Below are 22,750 nucleotides of genomic sequence, written 5' to 3'. Positions count from 1 at the left end.
CCGCCGTCGGGCGACAGAGCATCAGGACGGCGTGAATCTGTCAACCACGGCGGGGCGCGGCGGTGTCAGAATTTGTAGCCGAGGCCGAGGCGCGCGTTGTTGAGTGTGACCTGCGTGTTCATGACGGGCGAGAATCTCACATACTCGTATTCCACGCGTGCGAACAATCCGTCCCAAATGCAATATTCGAGCCCGAGGCCCGCGGTCCAACCGACAGCGAAAGTGTTGGTCCTGTGCTGGCTCTGAGTCTGCGACTGCGCCGGAACAGCATAGGTATTGCTCGTGGTCGTCGTAACGCCGCCGACGGTTGTCGATACGATCTGCGTGAGTGTCACATCGCTCGTCACCGTGCGTGAGACGTCCATCCGCCCAACCGCGGCGCCGAAGAAGGCATACGGCATGAAATCGCCGCCATCCCAACCGACGCGGCCACGGAGCGAAATCATGTCCTTGACCTTCGCCGCGGCGGTGCCGATCAAGGTCACGTTGTAATTGTTGGTCGTTCCCTCAGGCGGGTTATCCCCAGGCGGGTTGGTGATAACGAGCGAGTTGTAACCGCTCGTCTGAGTGTAGAGATTGCCGAAGTAGCTGTAGGTGCCTTCAAGACCGAGAATGGCATCGTACCATTGCCAGTTGCGGCCGACGAAGCCGCCGAAATTGACACCTTGCGTGTTGGCTTTGTTGAGGAGCGACCAGTTCGCGGTCGGTTGCTGCAGCACGCTGTCGCGGAAGATGTAGTTGGTCAGGCCGACCACGCTCTGGCTGAAATCCGTCGCGTCGGTCGTGTAGCCGGCGTTGCCGCCGAAATAAAAGCCATCCCAGTTGTGGGCCGTCGTCGACAGGCCGTCGGTGAAGCCGCCGCGCAGGACGGGCAGGTCCGGCATGTCGGCCGCGTGCGCGACAGTCACCGTCCCCAACATCGCCGCTGCCAACAAAAGCCTACGCATCGCAACGCTCCATCGACTCTAACTTTCGCTCGTGATCATGCCTCGTTAACCTTAACCAATGGTTGCGGTAGGCAATTTCGTCACTGCGAGCCGTGAAAAATACGCAAAGCAAAACGGCGCGGGATGATCCCGCGCCGTTAAGCGACGTTAAGCGATGATGCTGACGATCAGCCCTTGGTGACGAGCGGCGGCGGCGCGTAGACCGGCGGGCTGTCGAGATTCCACCGCACGCCGAGCTTGACGTCGTGCGAGGTGAGCTCCTTGAGCTTGATCGAGGTCGGGCCGGAGATGCTGTTGTCGAACGCGCGGAAGTTGCCCGGCGCGGCGTCGCCGAGGTTCATGTAGCTATAGGCCAGTTCGACAGTGAAGCCGGGATTGACCTTGTAGGCGAGACCGGCGTGTGCGGCCCAGGCGAAGTTCCACTTTCCGTTGTCTGCGTAGTAAGTGACGCTGTTGCTCGGGACCCCGGCCGGCACCCCTGCCGCACCGTAGATCACACCGTCGTCGCGGAAGCCGCTGATCTTGTTGTACGAGCCGCCGATACCGGCGCCGATGAACGGCGTGACGCACCACCATGTGCCGAGATCGACATAGGCATTCGCCATGACGACCCATTCGGACTTGCTGCCGGTATAGTTGTTGGTCTCAGCGTAGCCGGGCAGAACGAGGTTGTTAGCACCGTGCAGGTTTGCCCTTCCGCGCCACTGGCCGATCACGTCGGCACGGAACCAGTTGTTGAAGCGATAACCGACGCCAAGGTCGAAGAGTCCGGCACTGTCGAAACCGAGGCCCTCGGTCGTGAACGGAAAGGCGGCCGCCGGCGCGCTTTCGATGCTCTTGACGCGCTGGTTGGTCATGCCGATGTCGCCGCGCAGATACCAACCGCCGAAATCGGCCGGCGGGGCCGGCGGCGCGTACATGGGAGGGGGCGCCGCGATCGGCATATCGGCGGCGAACGCCATCGACGAGATCAGGGTTGCCGCACCCGCGGCAAGCAGAGACTTAACGCTACGCATTGCTTCGTCCTTTTGGCCGGTGAGGCAAAGACGGGCGCCCCACGTTCTGGAAACTCACGACCCGGACGATGGCAGCAAATGTTTAAGCGCCACTTAACCCTAATTTTTAAGGTTGATTTTTCCTCACCGCACACGCCGATGCGGCGGCAGCGTTGCAAGAATGCAGCGCGGGGCGGGCCGCATTTCCTAACGATGTATGAAGCTGCAATGCAGCGAATAGTAATCCGTTAACGCGCGTGCCGCGGCAGCTTGGGCAGGAAGACCGCGAGCAGCCCGATCGCCGGCAGCCAGGCGCAGACCTGGTAGACGAACTCGATCGAGGTGTGGTCGGCGACCTTGCCCAGGACGGCGGCCCCGAGACCGCCGATGCCGAACGCGACGCCGAAGAACACGCCGGAGATCATGCCGAAGCGGTGCGGCACCAGCTCCTGCGCGAACACGATGATCGACGACGTCGTCGAGGAGATGATCAGGCCGATGGCGACGCTGAGCACGGCGCTGGCAGCGAGCCCGGCATAAGGCAGCGCCAGTGTGAACGGCAGCGCGCCCAGGATCGAGATCCAGATCACGATCTTGCGGCCGAAGCGGTCGCCCAAGGGACCACCGAGAAACGCACCCACGGCGTTCGCGGCGAGGAAGATGAAGAGATAGATCTGGGCTGCCTGCGTCGACACGCCGAAACGATCGATCAGGTAGAAGATGTAGTAGCTCGACAGGCTCGAGACGTAGAGCTGCTTGGAGAACAACAGCGCGACGAGCACGGCCAGCGCCACCGCGACGCGGCGCGAGCTCGGCGCGTCGGGATGGGCCTGAACCGTGGCCGTCTTCTTCGCCCTGATCTGCGGCGCATACCAGTTGCCGATGCGCCAGAGGATGAGGATCGCGAGGAACGCGATCGAGGAGAACCAGGCGATGCTGCCCTGGCCGAACGGCACTACGATCAGCGCGGCGAGCACCGGTCCCATCGAGGTGCCGAAACTGCCGCCGAGCTGGAACACCGACTGCACAAAACCGTAGCGGCCGCCGGACGCGAGCCGCGCGATGCGCGCCGACTCCGGGTGAAACACTGCCGAGCCGAGCCCGACCAGAGCGGCGGCGACGAGGATGACGAGATATTGGTGCGCGGCGCTGAGCAGCAGCAGGCCGAAGAAGGTCGAGGCCATGCCGATCGCCAGCGAATAGGGCTGTGCCTTCTTGTCGGTGTAGTGCCCGACCACCGGCTGGAGCAGCGAGGCCGTGAACTGGAACGCCAGCGTGATCATGCCGATCTGCGCGAAGTCGAGCGCGTAGGTGTCCTTCAGGATCGGATAGACCGAGGCGATCAGCGACTGCATGGTGTCGTTGAGGAAGTGCGAGAAGCTGATGCCGGCGAGCACGATGTAAGCCGGCCCTGCCGCCTTGGCGGCGGCGGGCGTCACGTCGGCGACGACCGGCTCGGTCAGCGTTTCCTCTGAGACGACGACAGGCTTGTTCAAGGCAGCAATCCCGGCGCGGCAGATTGCCACGGTCGCGTAGGTACGACGCGGGCGGCAGCAGAACCACCGTCAATCGCAAATGGCTGGGATGCGCCGGTCTTACCCTCTCCCCTTGTCGTGGGAGAAGGGAAGAGGACTTACGCCGCCGCTTGCCCCAGCGCCAGGACGATGGTGTCGACGACGTCCTCGACGAGGATGCGGTCCTCGCCCTCGCCCATGACGCGGATCACGGGCTCGGTGCCGGAAGAGCGGATCAGCAGACGGCCGTGGCCGTTGAGCCGCATCTCGCCGTCGGAGATCGCCGACTTGACGTCGGAATCGTCGAGCGGCTTGCCGCCCTTGTGACGGACGTTCTTGAGGATCTGCGGCAGCGGGTCGAAGCGGTGGCAGACTTCCGAGACCGGCCGGCGCAGCTTCTGCACCACGGCCAGCACCTGCAAGGCCGCCACAAAACCGTCACCGGTGGTGGCGTAATCGGACAGGATGATGTGACCGGACTGCTCACCGCCGAGATTGTAGCCGCCGTTCAGCATCTGCTCGAGCACGTAGCGATCGCCGACCGGCGTGCGCACGAGATCGAGCCCCTGCCCTTTCAGGAAGCGCTCGAGCCCGAGATTGGACATCACGGTGGCGACGATGCCCGGGCGCGACAGACGTCCGTCCTCTTTCCAGCTCTGCGCGATCACCGCGAGCAGCTGGTCACCGTCGACGATGTGGCCGCGCTCGTCGACCAGGATGACGCGATCGGCGTCGCCGTCCAGTGCGATGCCGATATCGGCGCGCATCTCACGCACTTTCTTCGACAGCGCTTCCGGCGAGGTCGAGCCGCATTCCTTGTTGATGTTGAAGCCGTCGGGCTCGACGCCGATCGGCACCACGTCGGCGCCCAGCTCCCACAGCGCTTCCGGCACCACCTTGTAGGCGGCACCGTTGGCGCAATCGATCACGACGCGCAGGCCATCGAGCGACAGGTCGCGCGGCAGCGTCCGCTTGGCGAATTCGATGTAGCGGTCGTGCACGCCATCGATACGGCGGGCGCGGCCCAGGCTCGCACTTTGTGCGAGCCTCCTGTCGAGAGATTCGTCGAGCAGCTGCTCGATCTGCCTCTCGACGTCGTCGGAAAGCTTGAAGCCCTGCGGGCCGAACAGCTTGATCCCGTTATCCTCGAACAGATTGTGCGAGGCCGAGATCATCACGCCGAGATCGGCGCGCATCGACTTGGTCAGCATCGCGACCGCCGGCGTCGGCATCGGGCCGACCAGCAGCACGTCCATGCCGACCGAGGTGAAACCTGCGACCATCGCGTATTCGATCATGTAGCCGGACAGACGGGTGTCCTTGCCGATCACAACCCTGTGGCGATGGTCACCGCGCTGAAACGCAAGGCCTGCGGCCTGGCCGACCTTGAGCGCGAGCTCCGGCGTGATCAGTCCGTTGGCGCGGCCCCGAATCCCGTCCGTCCCGAAATATTTGCGGCTCATATCGTCCCCCAAAGGCAACAACCAGGGGATCCCCTCTACAACCACGGGGTGCCCGAAAGGGCCCCGCATCCCTGATTTGCTGAGGGTCTTTATAATGCTATCGCGCCTAACTTGCCTTCAAAAAATATGATGAATCATTACGGAACCGGGCGCGGACCGGCGCAATAAGATCCTGTTAACATTATATCTCCTGCCGGAACGCGGCGCCCGGGCGGAACCCGCTCCTACCTGGTGCGCTTCACATGGCCGTCCTCGCGGCTCGGTGCCGGCTGGGTGACATTGACGGGATCGGAGCCCGGAAAGGTCTCTTCCAATCCCTCTTCCAGCGCCTCCTCGAGATCGTGCTTCTCCTTGATCTCTTCCGGGGAAGGTCCAGCGTGCGGCCTCGTCATTGCGCCCTCCTGCAAACCGTTCTGCAAACGATTTGGCTATGCATCCAACCATGCTAGATGACCCCGAAATCTTCCGATGCAAGACTTCCGATTAAGACTTCCGAGTAGGACGGGCCGGGGAAAAGACATGAAGCATATCACCTGTATCGACGATCTTCGCGCGCTGCATAAGCGCCGCGTTCCGAAGGCGTTTTTCGATTATTGCGACCGCGGCTCCTATGCGGAGGAAACGCTGCGCGCCAACCGCGAGGACATGCAGGCGATCAAGTTCCGCCAGCGCATCCTCGTCGACGTCTCCAAGCGCGACACCTCGACCACGATCCTGGGCGAGCCCTCGACCATGCCGCTGATGCTCGCGCCGGTTGGCCTGCTCGGCATGCAGCACGGCGACGGCGAGATCCACGCCTGCCGCGCCGCGCAGGCGGCCGGCATCCCGTTCACGCAATCGACGATGTCGATCTGCTCGATCGAGGACATCGCCGCCAATGTCGAGAAGCCGTTCTGGTTCCAGCTCTACGTGATGAAGGACCGCGGCTTCATCAAGGCGCTGATCGAGCGCGCGATCGCGGCCAAATGCTCGGCGCTGGTGCTGACCGTCGATCTCCAGGTGATCGGGCAGCGCCACCAGGACATCAAGAACGGCATGACGGTGCCGCCGGAATGGTCGCTGTCCAAGCTGATCGATTTCGCCACCAAGCCGGCCTGGGTGTCGGGCGTGCTCCAGGGCAAGCGCCGCACCTTCGGCAATCTCGCCGGGCATCTGAAGGTCAATGACGACATCACTTCTCTGTCGACCTGGATCAACTCGCAATTCGACACCTCGCTGAACTGGAACGACATCGACTGGATCCGCTCGATCTGGCCGGGCAAGCTGATCCTGAAGGGCATTCTCGACGTCGAGGACGCCGAACTCGCCGCAAAAACCGGTGCGCAGGCGATCGTGGTCTCCAACCATGGCGGCCGTCAGCTCGACGGCGCGCCGTCCTCGATCGAGGTGCTGCCCGAAATCGTCGATACAGTCGGTGACAAGATGGAGATCATGTTCGACGGCGGCATCCGCTCCGGCCAGGACGTGATGCGCGCGCTCGCGCTCGGCGCAAAATCCTGCATGATCGGCCGCGCCTATGCCTATGGCCTGGGTGCCGGCGGCCAGGCCGGCGTCGCCAAGGCGATCGACATCATCCAGAAGGAGCTGCTCACGACCATGGGCCTGTGCGGCGTCAACCGGATCGACGAGATCGACGATCATATCATTGCGGTGTGAGGCGTCTGCCAGGATGTCGCAGCAATAATCACTGTCGTCCCGGACAAGCGCGCCCAAAGCGCGCGCCGATCCGGGACCCATAGCCACAGGCGGGTGTGGCTACGGGGACTCGGAGTGACCTGCTTCGCGTGACAACTTTTCCCTGTGGTTATGGGTCCCGGATCTGCACTGACGCTTGTTCGGGACGACGGCCGTATTTGAGGCGGCAGGTGCGCGTCTCACAGCCCCTCACATCGGCGGCGCCAGGCCGTCGCGACCGACGCTGACGCGGTTGGTCTCGAACGAACCGTCGGGCAATTGCTTCATGAAGGCGATGACCTTGGCACCCGGCTTCAACTCGGATTTGTCGCTCGGCACGAAGGTCACCACCGGCGTGTTGTCGGCGACGAACACCTTCTTCTCGCCGTCCTTGTACTTGACCAGCAGCGTATGACCGTCATTGCCGACGACGCTTTCGGCCACCGTCGCATTGGTCATGCTGGAGTTCGGCTTGAGGTCCCAGGGCCGGGAGCCCTCGCCGGTGCCGCGCATGCTCTCGGGAAACACGTGGACCTCGACCGCGTTCTGGCTGCCGTCCGGTCCCGGCACGGTGGTCGCACCGATGAACGAGCCCGGCTTGATGTCGGCGAGTGAAATCCTGGTGATCCCCGACACGTTCACGTCGGAGGCGATGTGAAGCTTGACGTCCTCACCACTGCGCGACTTGACCTGCATGGTGTCGCCATTGACGCTCTCGATCGTGCCGCGCACGCGCGTCGGCACCGGCGCCCGCTGGGCAAAGGCGCAGTAAGTCGAGACGGCCACCATCGCGACGGCGATCAGCGGACGTGTGAAGGTTGCACGTTGAACAGACATGACGGTCTCCGATTGTCCCACGACGGTAGAACTCCGGAGATGGTGTGCTATTCGCCGCGCCCCTCTCAAGTCTTTGTGAGATCGGCCTCGACCAATGCCCGCAACTCGGCCGTGACCTCGGGCCGCCGCCCGAACCACAGCTCGAAACCGCGGACCGCCTGGTGCAGCAGCATGCCGAGCCCGTCGGCGGTCTTCAGGCCGCGCGCCGTTGCTGCGGCCAGCAGCGGCGTCAGCAGGGGAACATAGACGAGGTCGGCGACGACCGCCGCCTGCGGCAGGCGCGCGACGTCGACATCGAGCGAGGGCTGACCATGCATGCCGAGCGAGGTCGTGTTCACGAGAAGTTTTACGCGCGGCAGCACGTCGCCGATCGCGTCCCAGGGCAGCGGATGCACGTTCGGCCCGAACTGCTTTGCCAGCATCTCGGCCCGCGCGACGGTGCGATTGGCGACATGCACGCACCTGATGCCGCGTTCCAGCAGGCCGAACACGACCGCGCGCGCGGAGCCTCCGGCGCCCAGCACCAGCGCCTCCTCGGCCGCTCCCCAGCCGGGCGCGCCGGCGTCGAGATTGTTGATGAAACCCTCGACATCGGTATTGGTCGAACGCAGCTCGCCGTCGACAAACCACAGCGTGTTCGCGGCGCCGACCGCCTTTGCGCGGGCGTCGGGCGTCGACAGCGCCAGCACGGCCTCCTTGTGCGGGATGGTGACGTTGGCCCCGACGAAGCCGCGGAGCGACAGCCGCAGCACGAAATCGCGCAGATTCTCGGGCGGCACCGCCTCGATGACGTAGCCGCCTGCAATGCCGAGCGTGCGCAGCCAGTAATGATGGATCAGCGGCGAGCGCGAATGCGCGGCCGGCCATCCGATCAGACAGGCTGCAGGGGCCTTGGTCAGGGTCATCGGTCCCTCAGGAAGTGTGGAGGCGATCCATTTCGCGTCCCGCAGGCCCTGTCAAGCGCGGCCCGCGCGGCCGCAGGGTCGGTCGGATCGGCCGGCGCGATAACAGCGTCGTCAGCTCGCGGCAGCCTGGCTCTTGATGTCGGCGATGGCGCGCTCGAGGCTCGTGCGATAGCGCGCGCGCGGCGGCGTCACGCCATGGGTGAGCAGCGCGCGGCGGACCGTGGGCGAGGCTCCCGTGATGAACAGCCTGATGCCCTGGCGGTGCGCCTTGGCAGCAACGCGGCCGAGCACGTTGGCCGCGGTCGAATCCAGGAACGGCACCGCGGCGAAATCGACCACGAAGGCCTTGCGCTTGTCGGCGATGCCGTCGAGCACGCCGCCGATCGCCGAGGCCGCACCGAAGAAGAACGCGCCGGTGATGCGATAGACCAGCACGTCGCGATCGACCGCGAGGGCGGGATCGTAGGGAACGCGATCGCCATTGCCGTCGTCAGGGCGATCGGCCGCCACCAGCGGCGTGCGTTCCTCGATGCCCGTCATCTCCGCCATGCGGTGGATGAACAGCACCGCGCCGAGCGCGAAGCCGACCAGGATGCCCTCGGTAAGATCGCGGAAGACCGTGAGCAGGAAGGTCGCGAGCAGCACGACAGCATCGCCCCATGACGAGCGCACGAGCGTTGCGAATTCGTGCTTCTCCGCCATGGTCCAGGCCACCACGACCAGCACCGAGGCGAGCGCGGCCAGCGGAATGTAGCTCGCCAGCGGCGCCGCGATCAGCATGAACAGCAGCAGGAACACCGAATGCAGCATGCCCGCGAGCGGTCCGCGCGCGCCGGCGCGGATGTTGGTGGCGGTGCGTGCGATCAGGCCGGTGACGCAGATGCCACCGAACAGCGCCGAGCCGACATTGGCCGCTCCCTGCGCCACCAGCTCGCAATTGGAGCGGTGACGGCGCCCGGTCATGCCGTCGGCGACCACCGCAGACAGCAGCGATTCGATGGCGGCCAGCAGGGCGAAGGCGATCGCGTCGGGCAGCACCGCCTGTGCCTTCGCCAGTGAGAACGCCGGCAGGGCCGGCGACGGCAATTCGCGCGGAATGCCGCCGAAGCGTGAGCCGATGGTCTCGACCGGCAGCGAGAACACCGCAGTCGCCACCGCAGCAAAGGCCACGGCGATCAGAATGCCGGGCCAGGACGGCCGCCAGACCCGCAAGGCCGCGATGATGGCGATGCTGACGATGGCGACAGCGACGGCGGACGGATTGACGGTGTTGAGGCCGCCGGCGAGCGCCACGAGCTTCGGCACGAACTCGCTGGGCTCTTTCCCCGCGAGCGTGATGCCTGAGAGATCGCGGAGCTGGCTGGCGAAGATGATCACGGCGATGCCGGCGGTGAAGCCGACCGTGACCGGATAGGGGATGAACTTGATGTAGGTGCCGACCCTGAGCAGCCCGGCGGCGATCAGGAACAGGCCCGCCCATCATGGTGGCGAGGATGACGCCGTCGACGCCGTGACGCTCCGCGGTCGATGCGACCAGAACGATGAACGCGCCCGCAGGCCCGCCGATCTGGAAGCGGCTGCCGCCGAGCAGGGAGGCGATGAAGCCGCCGACGACGGCGGTATAGAGACCGCGGTCCGGCGTCACGCCTGAGGCGATCGCGATCGCCATAGACAGCGGCAGCGCGACGATCGCAACCGTCAGGCCGGCGAAGACGTCGGCACGAAAATCCGCGAGGCCGTAGCCTTCGCGCCAGACGGTGACGAGTTTCGGCAAATACAGTTCGGCAAAGGTCGGCTGACGCAGCTGGTGCAGCCGGCTTGCCTGATCGGTCGTGATGCTCATGCCCACAATGCTCCAAACCACCGTGCGCCCCTTCGTTGCCGAGGTGCGACGATGCGCCAGCCGATCCTAATCCCGGGCACGATCAACGCTCGATCATGCTCCGACGCGGCGCGGCTGCCCCGGCTCCTTCAGGCGAACGCCACGCCCGCCGCCGTCGCTACGGGCCTGCTCGCCGATCAGCTCGACGCCAGCCCGGTCGAACGCCTCGACCACCTTGATCAGGGTCTCGACCACGCCACGAACATTGCCGGTGCTGGCCTCCATCCGCTGGATGGTCGGCAGCGAAACGCCGGCGAGCTCGGCCAAGGTTTTCTGGTCAATGCCGAGCAGCGCCCGGGCTGCCCGCATCTGGAATGACGTGATCACCTTGGCCTCACATATCAGAGCTTATATATGATGCTTAGAACATATACAACGATGTATAATACATCAAATCCGCTCAAATGCAAGGCTCTGTGCACCCGTCTCCCCCATTGGGAGCAACTCCTGTGACGAAGCAATCCAGGCCGGCTCCTCAGAGACAGTCCGGGTTGCTTCGCTTCGCTCGCAGCAATGACGAAAGGAGTCGGTCTGGCCGGATGGAATACCGCAATCCCGGATACAGCCTTTCCACCCTCTCCCGGTCTGATCGATCAGGGCGGGAGAGGGGTGAGAGAGGGGCATCCCTTCCAAATCACGCCGCGTGTTGGTGCGCGGCGATGATCTGGTCGGCGGCGCGGCCGGTGACTTCGGCCATGTGGTCGAATTGGCGCGTGAAGCTGCCGGCGCCGGCGGTGGCCGAGCGCAGCTCCACGATCAGTTCGCCGATCTCCGCTTCCGGCATCATCGCGCGGACACAGTCCCAGCCGGTCCAGCCGTCACGGGTGTCGAAGCCGAGAATCTGGCCGCGCCGCGCCGACAGGATCGCATTGATCTTGGCGGTGGCATCGGTCGGGCAGACGATCTCGACCATGTGGATCGGCTCCAGCAAGACAGGTTGGCATTGCGGCAGGCCTTCGTTGAGCCCGACCCGCGCCGCCGTGCGGAAGGCGAGATCGGAGCTATCGACGCTGTGATAGGAGCCGTCGGTCAGTGTCACCTCCACATCGGTAACGGGGAAGCCGAGCGGGCCGCGCGCCAATCCGTCGACGACGCCTTCTTCCACCGCCGGGATATAGTTGCGCGGCACCGCACCGCCCACGACCTTCTCGCCGAACCTGAAGCCGTCGCCGCGCGGCAGCGGCCTGATGTCGAGCACGACATCGCCGAACTGACCGTGGCCGCCAGACTGCTTCTTGTGCCGCCCGCGCTGGGTGATCGGCTTGCGGATGGTTTCCTGGTAGCCGATCCCCGGTGGATGCGAGGTGACCTTGACGCCGAAGCGGTCGCGCAGCCGTTCACCCGCAACACGCAGGTGCATCTCGCCCTGCCCCCACAGCACGGTGTCATGGGTCTTGGCGTTCTGCACGACGACGAGGGACGGATCCTCCTCATGCAGCCGCGCCATCGCTTGGCCGAGCTTGACGTCGTCCTTGCGATCGACGGCGGCAATCGAGATCGCGAGCACCGGCGGAGTCGGCTCGATCGTGATCAAGGCCGCGGGCGGCGTCTTGCCGTTCGACACCGTGTCGCCAGTCTTGATCGCATCGAGCTTGGCGAGCGCCACCGTGTCGCCGGCTTCGGCCGAGGCACGCTTGGTGTCGTAGGCGCCATTGACGGCGAGGACGCCGGAGACGCGCCCCGAGCCTCCAGAGGCGGATTGCAGCGTCGCTCCGTCGTCGAGATGGCCGGCAAGCAGGCGTGTCAGCGACAGTTTTCCGCCGTGCTGCGAATGCACTGTCTTGAAGACGTAGCCGAGCGCGTCCCTGGTCTCGGGAACGCCGAGACGTTTCGCCGTCTCCGCGATGCCGGGCGCCTCGTGGCGCAGCGCTTTCATCAGGCGGAGCACGCCGTTTTCGCGCGCAGCCGAGCCCAGCAGCACCGGGCAGATAAACCCTTCGCGCAATTCGCGGGCGAGATCGTCGAACACGGCATCGCGCGGCGGCTGGATGTCCTCGAGCAGTTGCTCCATCAGCGCATCGTCGTGATCGGCAAGCTTCTCCAGCATCGAGAAGCGGGCTTCCTTCTCGCGATCGAGATCGCCGCCTTCGAGCGCAACCACCTCGGACGCCTTGTGCTCGCGATAGATGAAGGCGCGCTCCAGCGCGAGATCGACGAAGCCCTCGATCAACTCGTCCTTCCAGATCGGGATCTGGCGCAGCACCAGCGGCACGCGCGAGGCGGGCTGCAGCATGGCGAGCGTCTCGCGGATGCGCTGGCTGGCGCGATCGATCTTGTTCAGGAACAGGAAACGCGGGATCTTCAGCTCCTCCAGCTCGCGCAGGATGATCTGAAGCTGCGGCAGCTTCTTCTCGTCGGCCTCACAGACCACGATTGCGGCGTCGACCGCGGGAAGCGCGGCGCGCATGTCGTGGGCAAACTCGACGGAACCGGGACAATCGAGGAAGGTGTAGCTGTCGCCCATGAAGCTCGTGGTCGCGGCAGTCAGCCCGACGGTCATCCTGTGATGACGGGCCTCCGGCGTGGCGTCGCCGACGGAAGTTCCGGCGTCGACGCTGCCGGCGCGCGGGATTGCGCCCGTTCGCGCCAGGATCGCTTCGAGAAGTGAGGTTTTACCGCTTTGGAAAGGGCCCACCAGCGCAATGCACCGTGGACCTCGGGGACTTCTGACGTCTTGTCCCATTCGCCGCCTCCTTGGTGTGGAGCTCGGCCCGTGATTGGGTCGGCAAACGCGGATGCTCTGCCCCTCCCCGAGATTTGGCAAGCATCAAACGTCGCTGCGGTGCGTCGTCAATTGGATCTAGTTTTATAGTGCCTGTTGGGATCCAATCGTCCACCGGCGGTGTTCCACCTCTTCCCAGCGGAGAGGTGAACGCAATTCCAGCGTTGGAGCTCAACGCCCCGGACGCAGCTCCAGGCTTTCAAGTCCGGCGGCGACGTTGAGGCCGACCTGGCCCTGCACGCTGAGCGGCTGAAGCGCGATCGAGTTGTTGGAGCCGCCGACCAGAACGTTGCCGCCAAGGCCGACACCGATCGAAGCGCTGCCCTGCGCGCCCGCGTAATTGCCGGAGAGGTCGCCGGGGCCGAGCCGGTCGACCGGCGCGAACACGCCCCAGGCCAAGGCCGTCTCCTGGGTGATGCCGATGTCGAGGCCGACTTTGCGGATGGTCGCGACGTAGCGGTCGTCGGGCAAGCCGTCGGCGCGCAGAACGCAGCCGAGATGGGTTACCGATCCCACGATGAAGCCGACGCTGGCGCCGCCGCGGCACTCGAGCACGCCGACCCGCGTCATCCGCTGCTGCGCGCCGCTGTTCGCGACGGAGGCAAGAAGGCTGGCGGCGGTGAGCCCTGCGAGGAGGAATGAGCGGCGCATGAATGTCTCCGGCGATGAAGTGATGCGAGCAGTGAGAGCGCCCCACCCGTGTTGCGTGATCGGTCTATGCCACAACAGCCGTGGTGGTGCCAGATCGCGCACGAGGATAAGCGTGCAAACAATTAAAAAGGCCCGCCAGAGGCGGGCCTTTTCGATATTCTGTCCGCGGCAGAGCCTCAGCGCAGATTGCCACAGAAGCGCTGGATGCGCTTGCAGGCGTCTTCGAGGTCCGAGGTCTTGGTTGCGTAGGAGATGCGGAACGCGGGTCCAAGGCCGAAGGCCGAGCCCTGCACCACAGCGACGCCCTCGGTCTCCAAGAGCTCGGTGACGAACTGCTCGTCGTTGGAGATCACATTGCCCGATGGCGCTTTCTTGCCGATGGTACCGGCGCAGGACGGATAGACGTAGAACGCGCCTTCGGGGCGCGGGCACTCGATGCCGTTTGCCTGGTTGAGCATGGAGACGACGAGGTCACGACGCTCCTTGAAGACCTTGTTGTTGGCGGGAATGAACTCCTGCGGACCGTTCAGCGCCTCCACGGAAGCCCACTGCGCGATCGAGCACGGGTTCGAGGTCGATTGCGACTGGATCGTCGCCATCGCCTTGATCAGATGCGCGGGACCGCCGGCATAGCCGATACGCCAGCCGGTCATGCAATAGGCCTTGGAGACGCCGTTCACGGTGAGCGTGCGGTCGTACAGACCAGGCTCGACCTGCGCGACGGTGGTGAACTGGAAGTCGTCGTAGACGAGATGCTCGTACATGTCGTCGGTCATCACCCAGACATGGGGATGCTTCACCAGCACGTCGGTGAGTGCCTTCAGTTCCGAACGCGTGTAGGCAGCTCCCGTCGGGTTCGACGGCGAGCACAGGATGACCCATTTTGTCTTCGGCGTGATCGCGCGCTCGAGCGCTTCCGCCTGGAGCTTGAAACCGGTCGCGGCGGTGCAGACCACCGGCACCGGCTCGCCGCCGGCGAGCGCGACCATCTCGGGATAGCTGACCCAATAGGGCGCGGGAATGATCACCTCGTCGCCCGGGTTGATGGTCGCCATCAGCGCGTTGTAGAGCACCTGCTTGCCGCCGGTGCCGACGATGATCTGGTTCGGCTTGTAGGCGACGCCGTTCTCGCGCTGAAACTTGGCGATGATGGCTTCCTTCAGCTCGGGGATGCCGTCCACCGCCGTGTACTTGGTCTTGCCGGCCTCGATGGCGCGGATTGCCGCCAGCTTGATGTTGGCGGGCGTGTCGAAGTCGGGCTCGCCGGCACCGAGGCCAATGACGTTGCGGCCAGCCGCTTTCAGCGCACGTGCTTTATCCGTGACCGCGATGGTCGCGGACGGCTTCACACGGTCGAGCGCAGCGGCAAGGAAGGACATCATCATCTCCTGGCGAGCGTCGTGAAGCCTTTCGCCTCACGACTCTGATTGGGGGAATGAGCCACCCTAAAACGTGTGCCGCTGCGCCGCAAGAAGCTTCGGTCCGATCTCGGAAAAGTTTACGGATTCACGCGGTTCGAGGGCATGATTCACCGCAATATTCCGGAACTTTACCGGCGGAATTGCTCATATCCGGCAAGGCCTGTCCTCGGAGCAATTTTGAGTGGTGCGCCTCGCCAGGAAACCGCCCGTCGTCATGCCCGGGCTTGCCGTCTTCGCTGAAGCTTCGCCGGCCATCCCGCCTATGACGATGTGGAAACACTGGCGTCCTGATCCCGATCGTCTATGCGATAGCCGACGTGCTTCACGACCTCGCAGAGCGATGTGTCCGCGGATGACGTACACGTGATCTGAATTGCATGGTCGCGCGGAAATGATCTTCCGCAACATTGCGGTGCGGCAAGGTTTTCGAGTTTTTCTATTGGCTGGCTCTTGCGGCGGATTCGCATCGGCATCATTGTTTAGCCGCCTCGCGGGGCAACGAGCGCCGCGTCTCCCATCCTCGGATTCGAACTGCAGAATGTACAAGCTCTATTCGATGCAACGCTCGGGCAACAGCTACAAGGTTCGCCTTGCGCTGGCGCTGCTCAACCTGCCTTACGAGGCGCTGGAGGTGGACATTCTGCGCGGCGAGAGCCGCACGCCGGACTTTCTGAGCAAGAACCCCTCGGGGCAGGTGCCGCTGCTCGAGGTCGCCGAGGGCCGCTATCTCGCGGAGTCCAATGCCATCCTCTGGTATGTCGCCGTCGGCACGCCGCTCGCGCCCGAGAACCGCATCGACCGTGCCGAGGCGCTGCAATGGATGTTCTTCGAGCAGCACGCGCTCGAGCCGAACATCGGCGCCGCCTATTTCTGGCTCTCGCTGGTCAAGGGCGGCCGCGATCTCCAGACCCATTCGCTGGAGGACTGGATGGAGCGGGGCTATGGCGCGCTCCAGGTGATGGAGAACCATCTCAAGACCAACGCCTATTTCGCCGCGCGCCAGCTCACGGTCGCCGACATCGCGCTGTACGGCTACACACACCTGGCTGACCGCTGCGATTTCGATCTTTCCACTTTCCCGGCGATCCGGGACTGGCTCAAGCGCGTGGAAGCCGCGCCCGGCTTCGTGACCATGGACTGGCGCCCGGCTGACGTCGACGACCCCGCCAGCATCGCCGCAGGCGCCTGACCGCGCACCCCGCTCCGGCGGAATAGCGGGTACAAGGAACGTCCTTGCCCCAATCCCGCCATTTTTGGCGCGGTAGCCGCCGCAATATTGCCGGTTGAAACTGGGAAATTCCGGAAAGTCGCGGGTGATTCGCTCGCGTGTTGAAGGATTTAGACCATGATACGGGCGTCCGGCACGGCAGGCTTTCAGAGCCCACCCGCTACCGTCGCGTCTTCCCGGCTCACCCACGCGGTCGCGGCCTCGCTCGCCGTCGCCGCGCTCTCGCTGTGCCTGATCGTCGCCCTGACGGTGCTGTCGACCAAGGCGACCATGGCGATGGGCCTGCCGGTCTGATTCCCGTTTCATCCTGGACCTGCCTTCAGGGCGCCGCGCGGCCCGCGCCGACCGGCATCGCGACAGGACGTCGATGAAATCACCTGTGGTAGTCGTTGCAATCACCCTGACTGCGGCCATCCTGGTCGCGGCGTCGCTGTTGATCATCGTCGGCACGCGCAAGGGCACGGGGACGTCGACCCTGAATGCGCCCACGCTGCAACAGCGCGTCAAGCACGCGCACATGGTCTAAAATCATCCGAAAACCCTACGCTTGCACGTAAGCGCGCCTTAAGCACGCCGCGCGACACTGTATCGCTGTGGCGCAACAAATCAGTCAGTGTGGCGGCGTTACCTCGTTCGGAGGAGCGAGACTGGTCCATGCGGTTCGGATGGCGTGCGATCTCCGGTCCGGCGCTGGCGGCAGCGGCCCCGCTGCTGGCAATGTTGTTCGATCGCCTTTCCCCCGCCCCCTCGCCCGCGCCGCTGCTCGTCTGCATCGTGGCTTTCGCCGGTGCGCTCGCGGGTCTAGCCTCCGCCATGACGACCGCCGCCGTCGCCGTGATCGGCGCGGCGCTGTTCTTCCTCAACCGCCACGGCGTTTCCGGCTATGGCGCCGCCGATCTGGTCCGGCTCGGCCTCCTGACCGTCACGGCTGTCGGCACCGCCGGCATCACCGGCCTGATGCGCGAGCGGCTGCTCGGCACGGTCGCGGCCGAGCGCCGGAGCCACGCCACGGCCGCGCGACTGTCGGCCGCGCTCGACCAAGTCGATATCGGCATCGTGCTGCTCGATGCCGAGACCCGAGCCGAATTCATCAACCGCGCGTTCCGCGATTATTTTGCACTGCCCGACCAGATCGCCGAAAGCAAGCCGCCCTTCATCGCGCTGATGTATCACGGCCGCGACATCGGCGCGTTCGAGCTGCCGGAGGACGAGCTCGGCACCTTCATCGCACGCCGCATGGAGATGGTGCGGGGCGGCGATGCCACACCGATCAACATCAAATTGAGCAACGGCGAGGTGCTGCGCTTCGTCTGCACCGCGCTGCCCGACGGTGGACGCATGCTGAGCTACACCCCGGTGACCGACCTCGTGCGCCACACCGACGAGCCATCACGCGCCGACTACTACCGCTCGCTGCGCGACCCCGCAAACCGCAAGCTGACCCGTTACCTCCGCGTCGCGGAGTGACGCGACGGCGTGATTGATCGGCAGCGCGACCATCACGTATGAAGGACACTTCATCGATCGCGGGAATTTCACATGTCGCTCATCATTCGCGCCGTCACGAGGCAGGACTACGAACAATGGCTGCCGCTGTGGGACGGCTACAACGCCTTCTACGGCCGCTCGGGCCCGACCGCCCTGGCCCCCGAGATCACGAAGATGACGTGGCAGCGCTTCTTCGACGCCTATGAGCCGATGCACGCGCTGGTCGCCGAGGACGACGGACGCCTGCTCGGGCTGACGCATTATCTGTTTCATCGGAGCACCACCGCGATCGAGCCGTCCTGCTATTTGCAGGACCTGTTCACGCTCGAGGCCGCGCGCGGCAAGGGCGTCGCCTCGGCGCTGATCCATGGCGTCTATGAACGGGCAAAGCTCGCGGGATCGCCGCGCGTGTACTGGCAGACGCATGAGACCAATCTCACGGCGCAGCGCCTGTACGATAAGGTCGCGGAGCGGTCCGGCTTCATCGTCTATCGCAATATCTTCTGAGTCCTGGGTCCGGGAGTCCCTGTGGATAACTCCGCCTGTCACCCGCGCGTAACAGAGCAAGGCTACGCTGCACCTGCGTCTGGTCAGGCCCCCCGTCACCGATCAAGCGCCCAAAGCGGTCCCCGTCAGTCGCCGCGTCTGACAGGGGCCGCGTTTTTTGTTCGGGATTGTCTGCATGGCAGCAGCGCGGGCATCAGCTTGCTGATGTTGCGCACGGTCGTCACAATGTGCCGCTGCTCATCTGACAGGATCTCCCATGGAAATTCGTAATCTCGGCGCCTCCGGCCTTCGCGTGTCTGCGGTCGGGCTCGGCTGCAACAATTTCGGCCAGCGCACGGATCTGGAGACCTCGCGCAAGGTGATCCATCGCGCGCTCGATCTCGGCATCACGCTGTTCGACACCGCCGACATCTATGCCGGGATGGGCGGCTCGGAGACGGTGCTCGGCACCGTGCTCGGCGATCGCCGCAAGGACATCGTGCTCGCCACCAAATATGCCAAGCCGATGGCGACCGACGGCACCAAGCAGGGCGCCTCGCGCCGCTACATCATGACCGCGGTCGAGGCGAGCCTGAGGCGGCTCAAGACCGACTATATCGACCTCTACCAGCAGCACGATTACGATCCGCTGACGCCGATGGAGGAGACGTTGCGTGCGCTCGACGATCTCATCCGGCAAGGCAAGGTGCGCTACACCGGCAACTCCAACTTCCCGGCCTGGCGGATCGCGGAAGCCGAGTTCACCGCGCGCGCGATGAATGTCAGCCGCTTCGTCTCCTGCCAGGACGAATACTCACTGCTGGTGCGCGATATCGAGAAGGATCTGCTGCCGGCTGCGCAGGAGTACAGGCTTGGCCTGCTGCCGTTCTTCCCGCTCGCGAGCGGTCTGCTGACGGGCAAGTACCAGCGCGGCGCGGCGGCACCCGCCGACACGCGCTTCGCCAAGGCGCCGGCGCTGCGCGACCGTTACGTCACGCCGCGCAACGAGGACATGGTCGAGAAGCTTCAGGCCTTCGCCAAGGCGCGCGGCCATTCGATGCTGGAGCTCGCCTTCTCCTGGCTCGCCGCGCGTCCGCAAGTGTCGAGCGTGATCGCCGGCGCCACGCGCGTCGAGCAGGTCGAGGAGAACGTGAAGGCGATCGCCTGGAAACTCAGCGCGGATGAGATGGCGGAGATCGACAAGATCACTCTGGGCTGAGCTCTGCGGCGCGCTACTTCGCACCGCGCCCCACCGTCTGCACCACCTCGAAGCCTTCGAACTGGGGATGGCCGAGATAAAGCGGCTTGTTGTCGCCCGCCCGGTGATGCGCCGCGCGAAACGCCTCCGACTTGGTCCAGGCCTCGAACGCGGCGTGGTTCGCCCACACGGTGTGGGAGGCGTAGAGCGTGTGGTCCTCGAGCTCGGGGCCCCTCAGCAGATGGAATTCGACGAAGCCCGGCACCTTGTCGAGATGGGTGTCGCGCGAAAGCCAGACCTGCTCGAAGGCGGCTTCGGAGCCCTTGGCGACGCGGAAACGGTTCATGGCGATGTACATGGGTGATCTCTCCTGATGCTCGGCCCATCATGTCGTCATTCCGGGATGCGCCGCAAGGCGCAGGCCCGAAATCCCTTCCGTCACGGAGCAAGTCGATGGATGGATTCCGGGTTCGCGCTTCCGCCTTCGCTCTTCGAGCTTCGGCGGACAAGACCGCGCCCCGAATGACGGCCTAAGTCACCAATCCCTTCATCGGCCTCGCGCTTGCGCTGTCGGGAAACACGATCTCTGCCAGCACGCGATCGGACAGGCCGAACCGGTCCTGCAGCACGCCCTTGATCACGGAACGCAGGTCAGTTGTCGGCTTGAGGTCGCGGGCCTCGTGGAGGTCGGCGAGCTTGAGGCCGGGCCAGTCGGCGATGACGCGGCCGCCTTTCACCGCGCCGCCGGCGAGCAGCGCGATCGTTCCCGTGCCGTGATCGGTGCCCTCGGTGCCGTTGATGCGCGCGGTGCGGCCGAACTCCGTGGCGACGACGACGACGGTGTCGCGCCAGCGATCTCCCAGGCTGCTTTCGAACTCGGCGAGCGCGCCGTCGAGGCCGCCGAGCAGGAAGGCGAGACGCCCCACAGGGCCACCTTCATTGGCATGCGTGTCCCAGCCTTCGAAGGCGAGCGCGGCGATGCGCGGGCCGTCGTCGGCCGCCATCAGCTTTGCGGCGCCGCGCGCGACCTGCCGCATCTGCGCGACGGCGTTGCCGCGCTTCGCCTTCATATCTTCGCCGGCCGCGACCTTGTCGAGCTGGAGGCCTTGCGACAACGCCGAGGCCAGCGTGGGATCGCGGTGACGGTAGAGCTCGACGAGGCGCATCGCGGTGTCGTCATCCGCCTGCGGCAGCGCCACCGGCGCCCAGCCGACGGTCGGCGCATTGCCGCGCAGCACCAGCGGCGTGGTCGGCCCGACGGCGAGACCGCTCGACACGCGCTCGCCGCGCGGCAGCGCTTCCAGCGCGCGGTTGAGCCAGCCGGACTGCACGCGGCCCGGTCCGGCATAGCCGCTTTCGAGCACGTCCTGGCCGTCGAAATGCGAGCGGTCGCGATAGGGCGTCGCCACCGCATGGATCACCGCCGCATGCCCGTCGCGATACATGCGCGCAAATTCCGGCATCGCCGGATGCAGCGCGAAGAAGGAATCGAGCATGATCGCGGGATGCGCACCATCCGCGGTGAGCGCGATCGAGCCGTGCAGGCCGGCGTAGTCGGGGTCGCCGATCGGCGCGACGGTCGAGAGACCGTCGAGCGCGCCGCGCAGGATCACCACGATCAAACGCGGATCGTGCCGATCGGCGGCGCGGGCGAATTTCGGCAGGTAAGCCCAGGCTGCAAAGGAAGCGCCGCCGAGCAAGAGGCCGCGGCGCGAGGTGAGGAGGCGGTTCTCGACGCAGTCGATCATCCTCATCTCCTCTGCATTTCCGGCGACATCAACAGCAGCGCCAGCGCCTGTTGTCGCGACTCCGCGCGCTCGATGGTTTTACGCGTTTCGATCGAGGCCGCGTCGGCAGCGGCAAATTCCAGCAAGTCGCGCGGATCGACGTTGTTGCCGAGCCGCGCGCCGATCTGCGCCGCGATGTCCAGCCTGAGCTTGATGCCTTCGGGCGCGGCCCAGGCGGCATTGGTGTCGGGAAAACCGTTGGGGCCTGGCGGCGACCATAGCGGCTGACCGAGCAGGTTGAGGCCGTTGAGATAGCGGCTCGGATCCTCCGGCACCTGCGCGAGCAGCCGGCCGCTCGCGACCAGGAAATCGTAAGGCGAGCGCATCTTGGTCAGCGGCGCCTTCCACGCTTCGTCGGAATCGACCAGCGCCATGGCAAGCGCCTTGAGATCGCCGTCGGTCTTGACGAAGACGTCGCGCAGGCGCGCAACGAGCGCCGGCGGCGGATCATCTGCGACGAAGTGACGAGCGAATTTGGTGGCGATGAAATTCGCGGTCGACGGATGCCGCGCGAGGTCGGCGAGCGCGGCTTCGCCCTGTGCGCGCCCAGTGGCCTCGTAGGTCTTGCCGAGCAGGACTTGCGGCCCGGGCTGATGCGCATTGGCGTTGAAGACGAAGGAGCCGGGGGACCCCAACTGCGCCTGCCGGCCGGCAAAGGTCCACCCCGTGATGATGCGCGCGAGCGAGGTGACGTCGCCTTGCGTGTAGCCGCCGCCGACGCCGAGCGTATGCAACTCCATGATCTCGCGCGCGAGATTTTCGTTCAGCCCGCGCTTGCGGTTTTGCCCGGCGCGCGAATCCGGACCGAGCGATTGCTGGTTGTCGAGAAAGAACAGCATCGCCGGGTGCTGCTCGACCGAATTGAGCATGTCGGCGAAGCGCCCGAGCACGTGCGGCCGGATTGCCTCGCGCTCGAATGCACCGGCCCAGATCCGCGCCAGTTCGCCCTTGCTGGCGGAGATGCAGAAATGGTTGGACCAGAACGCGACGAGGCGCTCGGTGAAGCCGCACTCGGCAAGCGTCGCGCGCTGCAGCCGAGCCAGCGCTTCCGCACGAAACGTCTTTTGAATCACGTTGAGCGGCGCCGGCTTTGCCGCCGTCGGTGCTGCCGCGTTGGGCTGCATGGCGTCCGGCTTTGTCCCATTGTCCGCAGGCTTCGCCTCCGCCATCTGGCCCGCGGTCGCCGTCGCGTTCAGCGAGGGATTGCGGCGGAGCCCGGCGTTCGGTTCGGTCGGCGCGGGCGACGGCGTCTCAGCGGGCGCGGCGGCCTTCGCTGCCTCGCGCGCCCGTCTGACCTCGTCCTGATAGGCAAAGACGGTCTGCCCGAGTTGCGGCGTCGATTGCAGTCCCGGCGCTTCCAGCAGCACGCCGTTGGCACGCGCGAGCTCCGCCTTCACGAAGCCGCGCGGGTCGGATGCTGCGTTGACGAGATCGCCCGACGCTCCGCCGCGGGCGCCGAAGCCAAAGCGGTTGAGCGCGACGAGGGCGGCTTGCGAATCGCGGGCCATCGGTGATGTGTCCTTCGCGCGTTGGAGCCGCTTTCCTGATGCGT

At 65.3% G+C, this 22,750-nt stretch carries 21 protein-coding genes and 1 pseudogene; 7 read left to right on the top strand and 15 right to left on the bottom strand.

Annotated features, from left to right (window positions below; genetic code table 11):
- Nucleotides 1-65 precede the first annotated feature (65 nt).
- From ABIG06_RS19025 to ABIG06_RS19005, 5 genes are all read right to left on the bottom strand, one after another.
- Nucleotides 66-947 (bottom strand): outer membrane protein, encoded by an 882-nt coding sequence (locus tag ABIG06_RS19025; protein WP_124160425.1) that lies wholly within the window; start codon nucleotides 945-947, stop codon nucleotides 66-68.
- A gap of 167 nt (nucleotides 948-1,114) precedes the next feature.
- Nucleotides 1,115-1,963 carry an outer membrane protein gene (locus ABIG06_RS19020; protein ID WP_124160424.1) on the bottom strand — a complete coding sequence of 283 codons (849 nt, stop codon included), beginning with the start codon at nucleotides 1,961-1,963 and terminating at the stop codon, nucleotides 1,115-1,117.
- Nucleotides 1,964-2,190: 227 nt separating this feature from the next.
- Nucleotides 2,191-3,438: an MFS transporter gene (locus ABIG06_RS19015; protein WP_370138128.1), complete on the bottom strand. Its 1,248-nt coding sequence runs from the start codon at nucleotides 3,436-3,438 to the stop codon at nucleotides 2,191-2,193.
- Nucleotides 3,439-3,575: 137 nt separating this feature from the next.
- Entirely contained in the window at nucleotides 3,576-4,919 is a 1,344-nt protein-coding gene (gene glmM, locus ABIG06_RS19010) for a phosphoglucosamine mutase (RefSeq protein ID WP_370138127.1), read from the bottom strand.
- Nucleotides 4,920-5,143: 224 nt separating this feature from the next.
- Nucleotides 5,144-5,311, bottom strand: coding sequence for a hypothetical protein (locus tag ABIG06_RS19005; protein ID WP_165935878.1), 168 nt, complete (start codon nucleotides 5,309-5,311; stop codon nucleotides 5,144-5,146).
- A gap of 127 nt (nucleotides 5,312-5,438) precedes the next feature.
- Here ABIG06_RS19005 and ABIG06_RS19000 point away from each other — a divergent pair, with 127 nt between their 5' ends.
- Nucleotides 5,439-6,575 (top strand): alpha-hydroxy acid oxidase, encoded by a 1,137-nt coding sequence (locus ABIG06_RS19000; RefSeq protein ID WP_370138126.1) that lies wholly within the window; start codon nucleotides 5,439-5,441, stop codon nucleotides 6,573-6,575.
- Nucleotides 6,576-6,803: 228 nt separating this feature from the next.
- On the opposite strand, the gene ABIG06_RS18995 is transcribed toward ABIG06_RS19000, so the two are convergent.
- The 7 genes and pseudogenes from ABIG06_RS18995 to ABIG06_RS18965 form a co-directional block, all read right to left on the bottom strand.
- The gene (locus ABIG06_RS18995) at nucleotides 6,804-7,430 is read right to left on the bottom strand and encodes a hypothetical protein (RefSeq protein WP_165935879.1); all 627 of its coding nucleotides are present in this window, start codon (nucleotides 7,428-7,430) and stop codon (nucleotides 6,804-6,806) included.
- Between the two features lie 65 nt (nucleotides 7,431-7,495).
- Nucleotides 7,496-8,335 (bottom strand): shikimate dehydrogenase, encoded by an 840-nt coding sequence (locus ABIG06_RS18990; protein WP_370138125.1) that lies wholly within the window; start codon nucleotides 8,333-8,335, stop codon nucleotides 7,496-7,498.
- Nucleotides 8,336-8,446: 111 nt separating this feature from the next.
- A pseudogene (locus ABIG06_RS18985) lies at nucleotides 8,447-10,178 on the bottom strand (SulP family inorganic anion transporter).
- Nucleotides 10,179-10,271: 93 nt separating this feature from the next.
- Nucleotides 10,272-10,544, bottom strand: coding sequence for a helix-turn-helix domain-containing protein (locus ABIG06_RS18980; protein ID WP_124160417.1), 273 nt, complete (start codon nucleotides 10,542-10,544; stop codon nucleotides 10,272-10,274).
- Nucleotides 10,545-10,851: 307 nt separating this feature from the next.
- Nucleotides 10,852-12,900: an elongation factor G gene (locus ABIG06_RS18975; protein WP_370138123.1), complete on the bottom strand. Its 2,049-nt coding sequence runs from the start codon at nucleotides 12,898-12,900 to the stop codon at nucleotides 10,852-10,854.
- Between the two features lie 210 nt (nucleotides 12,901-13,110).
- Entirely contained in the window at nucleotides 13,111-13,590 is a 480-nt protein-coding gene (locus ABIG06_RS18970) for a DUF992 domain-containing protein (protein WP_370138122.1), read from the bottom strand.
- Nucleotides 13,591-13,766: 176 nt separating this feature from the next.
- Nucleotides 13,767-14,969, bottom strand: coding sequence for a pyridoxal phosphate-dependent aminotransferase (locus ABIG06_RS18965; RefSeq protein WP_370138121.1), 1,203 nt, complete (start codon nucleotides 14,967-14,969; stop codon nucleotides 13,767-13,769).
- Between the two features lie 580 nt (nucleotides 14,970-15,549).
- Here ABIG06_RS18965 and ABIG06_RS18960 point away from each other — a divergent pair.
- The 6 genes from ABIG06_RS18960 to ABIG06_RS18935 all read left to right on the top strand — a co-directional run bounded on the left by ABIG06_RS18960 (nucleotide 15,550) and on the right by ABIG06_RS18935 (nucleotide 19,432).
- Nucleotides 15,550-16,200, top strand: coding sequence for a glutathione S-transferase family protein (locus ABIG06_RS18960; protein ID WP_124160412.1), 651 nt, complete (start codon nucleotides 15,550-15,552; stop codon nucleotides 16,198-16,200).
- Nucleotides 16,201-16,356: 156 nt separating this feature from the next.
- A complete protein-coding gene (locus ABIG06_RS18955; RefSeq protein ID WP_199751502.1) occupies nucleotides 16,357-16,533 on the top strand; it encodes a hypothetical protein in 177 nt (58 codons plus the stop codon).
- Nucleotides 16,534-16,606: 73 nt separating this feature from the next.
- Nucleotides 16,607-16,765, top strand: coding sequence for a hypothetical protein (locus ABIG06_RS18950; RefSeq protein WP_061877464.1), 159 nt, complete (start codon nucleotides 16,607-16,609; stop codon nucleotides 16,763-16,765).
- Nucleotides 16,766-16,893: 128 nt separating this feature from the next.
- Nucleotides 16,894-17,706, top strand: a complete 813-nt coding sequence (locus tag ABIG06_RS18945; RefSeq protein WP_370138119.1) for a PAS-domain containing protein — start codon at nucleotides 16,894-16,896, stop codon at nucleotides 17,704-17,706.
- A 72-nt stretch (nucleotides 17,707-17,778) separates the two neighbouring features.
- On the top strand, nucleotides 17,779-18,234 hold the full coding sequence (locus ABIG06_RS18940) for a GNAT family N-acetyltransferase (RefSeq protein WP_370138118.1): 456 nt from the start codon (nucleotides 17,779-17,781) through the stop codon (nucleotides 18,232-18,234).
- Nucleotides 18,235-18,490: 256 nt separating this feature from the next.
- On the top strand, nucleotides 18,491-19,432 hold the full coding sequence (locus ABIG06_RS18935; protein WP_124160409.1) for an aldo/keto reductase: 942 nt from the start codon (nucleotides 18,491-18,493) through the stop codon (nucleotides 19,430-19,432).
- Nucleotides 19,433-19,445: 13 nt separating this feature from the next.
- Here ABIG06_RS18935 and ABIG06_RS18930 read toward each other — a convergent pair whose 3' ends face one another.
- The 3 genes from ABIG06_RS18930 to ABIG06_RS18920 all read right to left on the bottom strand — a co-directional run bounded on the left by ABIG06_RS18930 (nucleotide 19,446) and on the right by ABIG06_RS18920 (nucleotide 22,706).
- Nucleotides 19,446-19,769, bottom strand: coding sequence for an antibiotic biosynthesis monooxygenase family protein (locus tag ABIG06_RS18930; RefSeq protein WP_035710403.1), 324 nt, complete (start codon nucleotides 19,767-19,769; stop codon nucleotides 19,446-19,448).
- A 172-nt stretch (nucleotides 19,770-19,941) separates the two neighbouring features.
- On the bottom strand, nucleotides 19,942-21,159 hold the full coding sequence (locus tag ABIG06_RS18925) for a DUF1501 domain-containing protein (protein ID WP_370138117.1): 1,218 nt from the start codon (nucleotides 21,157-21,159) through the stop codon (nucleotides 19,942-19,944).
- A 2-nt stretch (nucleotides 21,160-21,161) separates the two neighbouring features.
- The gene (locus ABIG06_RS18920; protein ID WP_370138116.1) at nucleotides 21,162-22,706 is read right to left on the bottom strand and encodes a DUF1800 domain-containing protein; all 1,545 of its coding nucleotides are present in this window, start codon (nucleotides 22,704-22,706) and stop codon (nucleotides 21,162-21,164) included.
- Between the last annotated feature and the right edge of the window lie 44 nt (nucleotides 22,707-22,750).

Source organism: Bradyrhizobium sp. USDA 326 (genome assembly GCF_049739485.1).
Taxonomy (GTDB): domain Bacteria; phylum Pseudomonadota; class Alphaproteobacteria; order Rhizobiales; family Xanthobacteraceae; genus Bradyrhizobium.
Note: the sequence above shows the minus strand (reverse complement) of the source record. Positions and strands in the feature narration are given on the sequence as shown.